We start from the raw sequence: 8,646 nt of genomic DNA, 5'->3' as shown, positions 1-8,646 counted from the left end.
CATCTCACTGCCGAATCCAAACGTTCCCGAACCGGTCATCACTGGATTGCGCAGCGTGAGCTTGCCGATTTTAACAGATGTATTTACCATTTCACCTCCCCGGCCGCGAAGACGGGACCATCAGTGCAGCAGCGCACACGACGTCCGTCCGCCAGGTCCACAACACAGGCCATGCAGACGCCCATTCCGCAGGGCATCCCCACTTCGACCGACAGCTGACAGGGCACGCCAACTTCCAGGCAGAGATCGCTGACCGCGTGCATCATCGGCGTCGGCCCGCAGCAGTACACCGTCACCGGGCTGGCGCCCAATTCTGCCAAGACAACACGCAGCGCATCCGTCACACGGCCGCGCATCCCATGCGAGCCGTCCTCCGTCGTCATACGCGCCGTCACGCCCGCCTCCGCCAGCTCCGCTTCGCAAAGCAGCAGGTCTTTGTGACGCGCGCCGATGATAAACTCGATGTTCGTGCTGGGGTCGGCGCTCAGCAGTTCTTTCGAAAGAAAGACCAGCGGCGGCACACCGTAGCCGCCGCCTACCATGACGTGTGTGGCGCCTTCGCGCGTGTCGGGCTGGAAGATCTTGCCGCCGAGCGGGCCGACGAGGTCGATCTCATCCCCCGCCCTCTTCTTCGCCATGCCGCGCGTGGTGGCGCCGACGATCGAAAAGAGCATGCTGATCTCGCCGCGCTCACGGTTCACGGTGTAGATGCTGAACGGTTTGCGCAGAAACGGATCATAGCCGTCGCCGACGCTCACATTCAGGAAGTGGCCGGGCCGGGCCAGCGCCGCCACTTCGGGAGCGTAGCATGTCAAAACCCGGTGGTCCGCAATGATCTCGTCATTGGAGATCACCGGGACAAGATATTGTTGTGCGGAAACAGGCATCCTGGTTTCTATCCTTTAATTCATTACTTCGGAGCGCGCAATACGCCCGCCCGCCAGGCAAGTTCGCCGAGAAAGCAGAATGCGCCCAGGAGGAGCAGCAGAGGAGCAAACTGCCGTTCGGCGGTCACCCAGGCGGTTTGGTCGCGAAACACACGGCCAGAAGGCTGTGCGTACACGCCGCCGGACACAGCCGACAGGCGAATAAGCCGTGGACGATCCGGGCGAGCGCGGAGAAACTCTGGCGAATATGGTACCACGAATTGCGCGGTTTTCGAGCCGGACGCCCCGGAGCGCGAGACGACGGAGAGAGAATAAGCGCCCGTTTGATCCATCGCAAAGTTTCCCTCGGCGCCATGCGCATCCGTGGGACTGAGAGGAACAGCGCTTCGCGCAAGGCTCGGGGCGGTGACAAACGCCTGATAATCGCCGATCTTTGCGCTGCTGGGCGCCGTGACAAGAATGCGCCCCACTCCATCGCTCTCATCGATATGAACGCGCAGGCCCGAATCTTGCTCCGGCTGCGCAGCCCACCGGATGAGCTGCGACCAAAAGGCGCGGCGGCCCGGCCATTCCGCCCAGGACGCCGTCCAATGCGCGGCGCCGTCGGAGGCGAATGCGAAGGTCCGTCCCTGGCCAAATCGACCGTAAGCGAGGATCGGCTCACGGCTATCGGCCGTCGCCAGCGCGACGCTGGAGCCGGTCTTGGGACGCACGTAATCGTAACCGAGCACCGGCGGGATTGTCGCGAGCGGCAGGCCCGCCAGCATCGGCGCCTCGGCGGAGACCGACAGTGCAGACGGACGCTCGGCAAACGCCTGAGACTGCAATTGCTGGGCGTCGCGCACAAACGCCGCCGGAAGCTGCTCCGCCTCCCCCACAATCACCGACTGCCCGCCGCCGGCGCGCGCCAGCGCGCGCTGAAAAGCGGCGTCACGGTCGGCTTCACCGCCGATGCCGCAGACCGACACGGTCACCCCGTCACGTTTCATACGGCGCGCCAGTTCGATACTGCCTTCGGGCTGCTCCGAATCGGCGGTGTCCGCCACCAGGATCACATGGCGGACAGGAGCATTCGATGTGCGAAGGATCGTATACGCATCCTCTAAAGCCGTGCGGCAGTAGATCCCGCCGCCGCCCGCCGACAGCGCATCGATCGACTCTTCCAGCGGCTTGGTGTTCGCGGCGGCTTGCAGGGGCAGAACGATCTGGGTGTTTTCTCGGACAATCGTAACCGCCACCCGATCGTCCGGCTTCAGCGCCCGCATCAATTCCACCGCAGCCTTGGCGCCCAATTGCAGCTTCTGCACGCCGTCTTCGAGGCGCGCCATGGACCCCGAGGCGTCCAGCGCCACCACAATCGCCGCCGGCGGCGTGCGCAAGTCCCCCTTGCGGTCCATCTCCACCGGCAGCGCTGCATCCAAAGGCGTCCCGGCATATCCACCGCCCGCGAAGCCTCGTTCGCCGCCGATCATCCCCAGCCCAACCCCATCGTCGTGAACGGCATTATGGATCGCAAGCATCGCCGGCGCCCCCAATTGCTCCGCCGTGACATCGCCCACAATCACTCCGTCGAATTGTGACAGATCCGAAACATCCATCGGCGCCGAGCCTGGCGAACGAATGACAACTTCCACCCCGCCCCTGGGCAACATCCCGCGCATCTCCCTTCCCGCCGCGCGGTCCGCCGTCAGATAAAGCACACGAAGTGATCCGTTGGCCCGGATGGCCCCATAAACTTCGTTGTTCGCCGCCATCGTATCGTGAGCCGCAGAGAGCGTCACCCGAAAGCGGCGCGCCCCCGGGCGCATCATCGTTTCCGTAAACTCCCAGAGACTGTCCCCTGCCGGTAAGCGCACGACACGCCGTGACACGACCTTACCGTCGCCACGCAGCGTCAGCGTGGCCGCTTGCGCCTGTGAACTCCAAACATGAACGGGAATAGCAAACGGCGCACGAACGGCGACGCGGGAGACTAATGCGAGTGGGCGTACGAGCGCTTCGGGAGGCAGGGATTTGTCAGGAGGAAAGACGTCGGCGACATCGACGAGAATATGGCTGGCCGCCAGAGACGGCGAGAGCGCCTGGACATCGCCGGCCGTCTCATTCCCATCGCTCAGCAGCACGATCTTCTTCGCTCGGTCCTCCGGGAACATTGCGGACGCCATACGCAGCGCATGCTCTAGATCCGTCGCTTCCCTGGCGATCCCATTCGCCTTGAGAGAAGAGAGCTGCTGCACGAGATCGGACACCGCCACGCTTGGCCGCGCATCTCGCGCAAAGACAACCACCCCGGCGGCGTCCGCCGAATGCTTCGACGCCAGCGCGTCTTGGACATACTTCAGAGCGCGCGCCTGAGCCGGCGGCGTCATGGAGCGCGAAACATCCACCACAAAGATCACGGCGAGACGGTCGGACTTCTGAACAAACGCCGCGCCGGCAAGCGCCGCGATGATCAGTGTCAACGTGAGCGCGCGCAGCACGAACGTGAGCGTGAGCACACGGCGGCGCAGGCCCGCGTAGTTTGGTCGCGCCGCCCAGAGTAATAGCAGCAGTAAGGGAGGGAGTAGAAGAAAAAGCCGAGGATCTTCGAAGGTCAGCAAGGCATAGCCTTTAAGCGTTAGGGGGCGTAAAATTCACACACCCCAAATACGAAGTCGTTCCCCGGATGTAAAATCCGGGTCTGGGAAGCCTTCGGCTAATTGTCCGTGCCGGACAAACAAATGATGCACAATCGACCACGGTCATCTGTCCGTCCGGCACGGACGGTTAGCGTCTCGCTTCCCAGACCCGGATTTCATATCCGGGGAACAATCACGAATACGGATTTCATATCCGGAGAACAACGGACGGACGGACACGGCTTCATAACCGGGGACGGCTCTCTACGAAATCCTACCCCTTCACCACCGCCGGCAGGGCGCGCAGGTAGGCTGCCATTTCATCGAATGTTTCAAATCGCGGACAGTCGGCGTTCGGGGTGCGCCCGCGCCAGTCGAACAGCCCGGCGCTCAGGCCGGCGGCGCGCGCGCCCGCGACGTCGAGTTCGAAGAAGTCGCCGATGTGGATCGTTTCCGATGGCGATACGCCCGCCTGCGCCAGGGCGTCCTCAAAGATTCGCGGATCGGGTTTTGTGCAGCCGACGATGTCGGAGACGGCCAATGCGTCCAGGTAAGGGCGCACGCCCATCTCCGTCAGCAGCGTCTCTAAATCGATCGTCCAATCGGAAACGACGCCGATCTTGAATCCGCGCTCCTTGAGATCCGACAGCAGCTCCAGCGCCTCGGGACGTAACGTGCGGGTGAACGGCGCCTCGGCGTAAGCGGTGCTGAGATTTTCCCAGCCTTCGTCATCCAGCGCTTCGGCGCCGAACTGCTCCAGCAGGACATCCATACACTGCCGCGCGACGCGCGGATCGTCCTGTGTTTCGCCCTGAACGTAACGTCCCAGCGCGTAATCCTCCACGGGGCGGAAGGCGGCGGACATTTTTTCATGCTCCAGGTCCAGGCCGCAGGCCACGGCGGCCTGATGGACGCGGTCGATCTGGCTGGGCGAATCAAAGACCAGTGTGTCGCCGATATCTAAAAAGATCGCTTGAATTGGCGGATTGGGGTTCGTCATCTGATTTTCCTGGGAAATTTCGCCGATAATGGATATAGGTCACAGAGTTCGCCGTACATGGCGCCGCTTCCTGCCCGGCAAGTCAACTATGCGCATCGAATCATCCATGGATATAGGGAGGCCTAGCTTCCCGGGAGCAGCGCTCGGTCTGATCGGCGGCCTTTCGCGCCTTGTCCAGAACAAGGCGGCGTCCGTGCTCGCCGGCGCCGCGCCCACGCCCACGGATCAGCGCACGACCGTCACGCTGACGGCGGAGATGCTTCGGACGGAACTGCTTTCCCTGGGCGCTCCGGCGACCGCGCAGAACATGGATATCGCCAAGGCGTTCACGCAGCTTGGCCTGCCGCTCAATTTACAGACGATCGCCGCAGCGCACGCATCGCTCGCCGCCGCACCGAACGCTCTCCCGATGGCGTTTGCGCTCGCCCGCGCCAACGATCTGCCGACCAGCCCAGCGGCCCTGCGCGCCCTGACCATTGTTATCAATGGGATACCCGCCAGCAAGACCCTGCCCCCCGAGGTCATGCAGTGGCTCGCGCTCAATCTCGAAGCCGGTTCCGACCCGGAATCGTTGGCGCAGCAGCTGCACTTGCAGGCGCGTCAAATCGGACAGAGCACGGAAAACCGCATTTTGAAAGCCTTGAAGGAAGGCGCCGCGCCGCACGTCATCCGCGACCAGCACTCTACGCTGCTCGGCATCGCGGCGACAATCGGCGACCGTAATATCCGTAACGGCGCGGACGCCCTCGCCTCGCACATCGAAGGGCAGCAGCTTCTCAATCAGGCGGCGGGACGCGCGCACGACGCCCCCACAAATATCCCCATGTATCTGGCGATGCCGCTGCAGTTTCCCGGTGAGCAGACGATGGTGGAGATGCACCTGACGCCGTGGGATGAAGACGCCGAAGGCATTGACGACATGCCTGACGACACCGCTTATCTCAAGGCCACCATTCGCCTCACCACGACACGCCTGGGCCTGATGGAGTTCATTCTCAGCGGAACCCTCGAAGGCCGTCTCGCCTGCCATGTCCACTGCGAGAAGCCCGCGACGACGCGGCTGTTCACCCGCCAAACCGCCGAGCTCAGCCAATCGCTCGCCGCCCTGGGCTGGCCCGCCAGCACGATCACCTGCGCCACCCGCGCCGACTGGACTCCGCTCTGGCACGGCGGCGAAGCCCTCGTCACCCCCCGCGCCTGCGTCGATTGGCGCGTGTAGCAAAGTTAAGACCATGCAAGACCCAACTCAAAAACCAACGACAAAAAACGCCGTAGCCCTGCGTTACGACGCCAAAGCCGGCGACGCTCCCAAGGTCGTCGCCAGCGGCAAGGGATTCGTCGCCGAAGACATTGTGCGTGTTGCGAAGGAAAACAATGTCCACATCCGCCAGGACGCCGCCCTCGCCGGCGCGCTGTCGAGCCTGGAAGTGGGATCAAGCATCCCGCCGGAGCTGTTTCGCGTGGTGGCGGAAGTGATTTCGTTTGTTTATCGGCAGAATGGGAAAATGCGATAGGAGTGAAGTCCTCACCCTCGGTCCCTCTCCCTCCCGGCTAAAGCCTGAGAGAGGGATGTCCAGGGGCAGGGGCCAAACGTATCTTGGCGATGGCTAGGGAAAGAGTTCGGCGTAATTCGGGAATTTGTGTTTCTACTTGCGTGGCTGAGACACGAATGATTGTGTATCCTGCCGCCTTCAAGAACTCGTCACGCTGAGCATCATACTCTTTTGCTTCAGCAGTTTCATGCACAGAGCCGTCGATCTCAACGATCAAGTTCAGCGCCTCACATGAGAAATCCACAATATAAGGACCAATTCTCAAGAAAGAGGAACTGCGCGACAATTCGGACGCTGGCGGCGAAACTTCAATCCTTCAAAGCGCGAACCACGCAAATGCTCCCAAAGAATAGCCTCACTCTTCGTCTCGCGACTGCGTAAATCACGCGCAATCTCCGTCCGATTATCATCTTGATATCGCATCGTCATATCTCCGGCGAAACCAATGTCAACCACGTTTTGGCTCCGACCTTTGGACATCCCTCTCCCAGGCTTTAGCTGGGCGGGAGAGGGACCGAGGGTGAGGGCTTCTTCCGCACAAACACTCCTCGTATCGCCTTCCACTGCCCCATCAGCCACGTCTTCGACATTTCATCACGCCCAAAAATCCCCTGCGGCCGCGTCAGCATCAGCAAGATCAAGAGCAGAGGGTAGATGACCAGTCGATACTGATCTACGGAGCGTAGGAATTCAGGAAGGGTCGTCAGGAGGATGGCGGCGAGAGTGACGCCGCTGATGCTGCCGAGGCCGCCGAGCACCACCATAACCAGGATGTCGATGGAGCGGACGAAGGAGAACTGATCGTTCGAGAGCGACGGCAGGTAGAGGGCGAAGAGCGAGCCGGCGACGCCGGTGAAGTAAGCGCTGATCAGGAAGGCAATCACTTTGTAGCGAGTCGTGTTGATCCCCATGGACTCGGCGGCGATCTCGTCGTCACGAACGGCGAGGAAGGCGAGGCCGTGGGTGGAGAAGCGCAGAGCGTAAGCCACCCAGAGGATGACCGCGACGGCGACATAGACCCACAGGAAGTTCGTGAGATGTGGCGTCAGGATCGTCGTATTGCCATGTGCGATGCCGTTGAACGAAGTTGCGCCGTCGACGGCTTTGATATTGCGGATAATCACCTGGATGATCTGCGCGAAGCCAAGCGTAATGATCGCCAAATAGTCGCCGCGCAGGCGCAGTGACGGCAGCCCGACCACGAGACCGGCGACGGCGGCCGCGAGGCCCGCCGCCGTAGTCAGCACAAAGACCGGGACGATCTGATGGAGGATGGACGGAGACGAACCATCAATGGGCAGGCCCGAGAAGAAACGATCGTGGCCGTAGGTGGCGAATGCGGCTGTCACATACGCGCCGATCGCGTAGAAACCGATGTGTCCAAGTGAAAATTGGCCGGTAAAACCGTTAACAATATTCAGAGCCACCGCCAGCACGATGTTGATCCCGCAAAAGATCAAAATGCTTTCGCGGTATTGGCCGAAATGCGGTCCTTCGACAACGCCGTTCACGGCGAACAGCACGGCGCCGATTACAAAAATCGCAATCAGCTGGCGTACAAACGGGGGAATTATCTTGATAGCGTCAGGCACGAGCGTACAAATCTCCTAAACCACGTCGAAGCGTCAGACCTTCTCAGGAGCGAACTTGCCCAGCAGGCCCGCCGGGCGCACCAGCAGAATCAGAATCAGCAGGAAGAACGCCACGGCGTCCCGGTAAGTGTCCGGCACACCGATGCGCGATCCGTAGGCCACCACCATAATCTCGGCGATCCCCATGATCAGACCGCCCAGCGTCGCGCCGGGAATATTGCCGATCCCGCCGATAACCGCCGCCACGAACGCCTTGAGGCCGAACGGAACGCCGATATAAGGATTGATCGCCGTTCCCGTCAGCGACGTCACCATGACGCCGGCGGCGCCGGCAAGCACTGCGCCGAGTATGAAGGTGAAGGAGATGACTCGGTCGGTATTGATTCCCATCAGCGCCGCCGCGTCGGCGTCGTAAGACACGGCGCGGATCGCCTTGCCGATTTTGGTGCGTGTGACGATAAACGTCAGCACCGCCATCAGCGCCAGAGATAGGCCGAAGATCAGCATCGTTTCCAGGCTGACATCCACGCCCAGCACGCTTACCGTGCGCGGGATATGGCGCGCGGGATCAGGGATATCGACGATCGTCGGAAAGAAGCGCGGATCAGGCGTGAAGATACTCTTGAGGTTCGCGAAGTTTTCCAAGAACAGCGAAACGCCGATGGCCGTAATCAGCGCTGTGAGGCGCGGAGACACGGTCGCGGTGCGCCGGCTCTGACTTGTCTTCAGGATCCAGGCAATGGCGCCCCAGACGACCAGACCGATCGCGATGCAGGACGCCGGGGTGCGGTTGCCGTCAAGCGCGATGGAGTAGGCAATATAGGCCGCCGCCGCGCCCAGGACGATGGCGGGGATGATCCAGGCGCGTGTACGCAGCGGACGGTAGGCGGCCTGCTCGATCACCAGACCGAGCAGGCCGCAAATCACCATCGCGCACAGGAGCACTAAAACAGCTCCGACTGGCGACGGCAATCCCGCACCCTTCGCCTAAGCAGC

At 61.9% G+C, this 8,646-nt stretch carries 9 protein-coding genes; 2 read left to right on the top strand and 7 right to left on the bottom strand.

Annotated features, from left to right (window positions below; genetic code table 11):
* Positions 1-83 precede the first annotated feature (83 nt).
* The 3 genes from ABIZ35_RS04315 to ABIZ35_RS04305 form a co-directional block, all read right to left on the bottom strand.
* Positions 84-887, bottom strand: coding sequence for a dihydroorotate dehydrogenase electron transfer subunit (locus tag ABIZ35_RS04315; RefSeq protein ID WP_348218637.1), 804 nt, complete (start codon positions 885-887; stop codon positions 84-86).
* Between the two features lie 23 nt (positions 888-910).
* Positions 911-3,487: a VWA domain-containing protein gene (locus ABIZ35_RS04310; protein WP_348218636.1), complete on the bottom strand. Its 2,577-nt coding sequence runs from the start codon at positions 3,485-3,487 to the stop codon at positions 911-913.
* A 292-nt stretch (positions 3,488-3,779) separates the two neighbouring features.
* Entirely contained in the window at positions 3,780-4,505 is a 726-nt protein-coding gene (locus ABIZ35_RS04305) for an HAD-IA family hydrolase (RefSeq protein ID WP_348218635.1), read from the bottom strand.
* Between the two features lie 88 nt (positions 4,506-4,593).
* Here ABIZ35_RS04305 and ABIZ35_RS04300 point away from each other — a divergent pair, with 88 nt between their 5' ends.
* Both ABIZ35_RS04300 and ABIZ35_RS04295 read left to right on the top strand, forming a co-directional pair.
* Entirely contained in the window at positions 4,594-5,724 is a 1,131-nt protein-coding gene (locus ABIZ35_RS04300) for a hypothetical protein (RefSeq protein WP_348218634.1), read from the top strand.
* A 13-nt stretch (positions 5,725-5,737) separates the two neighbouring features.
* Entirely contained in the window at positions 5,738-6,019 is a 282-nt protein-coding gene (locus ABIZ35_RS04295; protein ID WP_348218633.1) for an EscU/YscU/HrcU family type III secretion system export apparatus switch protein, read from the top strand.
* A 37-nt stretch (positions 6,020-6,056) separates the two neighbouring features.
* Here the strand turns inward: ABIZ35_RS04295 and ABIZ35_RS04290 are convergent, their stop codons facing one another.
* The 4 genes from ABIZ35_RS04290 to ABIZ35_RS04275 all read right to left on the bottom strand — a co-directional run bounded on the left by ABIZ35_RS04290 (position 6,057) and on the right by ABIZ35_RS04275 (position 8,622).
* The gene (locus ABIZ35_RS04290; protein ID WP_348218632.1) at positions 6,057-6,302 is read right to left on the bottom strand and encodes a DUF559 domain-containing protein; all 246 of its coding nucleotides are present in this window, start codon (positions 6,300-6,302) and stop codon (positions 6,057-6,059) included.
* A 17-nt stretch (positions 6,303-6,319) separates the two neighbouring features.
* Entirely contained in the window at positions 6,320-6,481 is a 162-nt protein-coding gene (locus ABIZ35_RS04285; protein WP_348218631.1) for a DUF559 domain-containing protein, read from the bottom strand.
* A 71-nt stretch (positions 6,482-6,552) separates the two neighbouring features.
* Positions 6,553-7,650 (bottom strand): branched-chain amino acid ABC transporter permease, encoded by a 1,098-nt coding sequence (locus tag ABIZ35_RS04280; RefSeq protein ID WP_348218630.1) that lies wholly within the window; start codon positions 7,648-7,650, stop codon positions 6,553-6,555.
* A 33-nt stretch (positions 7,651-7,683) separates the two neighbouring features.
* Positions 7,684-8,622 carry a branched-chain amino acid ABC transporter permease gene (locus ABIZ35_RS04275; protein ID WP_348218629.1) on the bottom strand — a complete coding sequence of 313 codons (939 nt, stop codon included), beginning with the start codon at positions 8,620-8,622 and terminating at the stop codon, positions 7,684-7,686.
* Positions 8,623-8,646: the final 24 nt, after the last annotated feature.

Origin of the sequence: Capsulimonas sp. (assembly GCF_039929585.1) — a bacterium.
GTDB lineage: Bacteria > Armatimonadota > Armatimonadia > Armatimonadales > Capsulimonadaceae > Capsulimonas.
This window is presented reverse-complemented; position numbering and strand designations above follow the sequence as displayed.

Bases quoted from the DNA above. Each gene is read 5' to 3' on its own strand.
- ABIZ35_RS04315 (WP_348218637.1), bottom strand. From the start codon at position 887: ATGCCTGTTTCCGCACAACAATATCTTGTCCCGGTGATCTCCAATGAC.
- ABIZ35_RS04305 (WP_348218635.1), bottom strand. From the start codon at position 4,505: ATGACGAACCCCAATCCGCCAATTCAAGCGATCTTTTTAGATATCGGC.
- ABIZ35_RS04300 (WP_348218634.1), top strand. From the start codon at position 4,594: ATGCGCATCGAATCATCCATGGATATAGGGAGGCCTAGCTTCCCGGGA.
- ABIZ35_RS04295 (WP_348218633.1), top strand. From the start codon at position 5,738: ATGCAAGACCCAACTCAAAAACCAACGACAAAAAACGCCGTAGCCCTG.
- ABIZ35_RS04285 (WP_348218631.1), bottom strand. From the start codon at position 6,481: ATGCGATATCAAGATGATAATCGGACGGAGATTGCGCGTGATTTACGC.